The organism is Lentzea aerocolonigenes, from assembly GCF_000955955.1.
Taxonomy (GTDB): domain Bacteria; phylum Actinomycetota; class Actinomycetes; order Mycobacteriales; family Pseudonocardiaceae; genus Lentzea; species Lentzea aerocolonigenes_A.
Window position 1 is genome coordinate 1 of sequence record NZ_JYJG01000206.1, and the last position, 633, is coordinate 633.

General features: G+C 67.0%; 1 protein-coding gene. It reads left to right on the forward strand.

Translation table 11 applies throughout. The features are described 5' to 3' along the window. Positions 1-209: 209 nt before the first annotated feature. Positions 210-633 (forward strand): hypothetical protein (locus UK23_RS25710; RefSeq protein ID WP_196777889.1); only part of this gene is annotated, 424 nt, incomplete at its 3' end.

Below are 633 nucleotides of genomic sequence, written 5' to 3' on the forward strand. Positions count from 1 at the left end.
CCTCTACGCGGGCTGGGTCAACCAGGCGGGCGGCATCAAGGACATCGAGCTTTCCGTGGACCGCATCGGCGTCCTGCGCAACGACGATTCCTTCGCCGTGAAGGAAGGCAACCTCTGGTCCGGCTGGACCGAGCAGGCGAGCGGCGTCTCGGCCGCGGACCTCACCCACCGCTAAAAGCACGCCCGACTTCCCGGAAAAGGACTCCGAAATGAAGAAGCAGATCGCGGGCGCGGCTTTGATCGGCGCCACCCTCGCCACCACCCTCATGTCCACCCCGGCCGCTCAGGCCGCCGAAACCGGGCCGCGCATCGGTGTGCTCTCCGGCGGCACCCTCTCGGTCAAGGAAGGAAACCTGTTCGCCGGCTGGACGACGCAGCTGAGCGGCGTGACCAAGTTCGAGATCGACGGCAACAGAATCGGCGTGCTGACCACGGGCGGTGACGTCATGGTCAAGGAGGGCGACCTGTACGCCGGGTGGACCACCCAGGCGGGCGGCGCGAAGGACTTCCACTTGGCCGGCAACAGGATCGGTGTCCTCCGCAACGACGATTCGCTGGCCGTGAAGGACGGCGACCTGTGGGCGGGCTGGACCGAGCAGACCGGCAACGTCAAGGACTTCGACCTCACCCCGA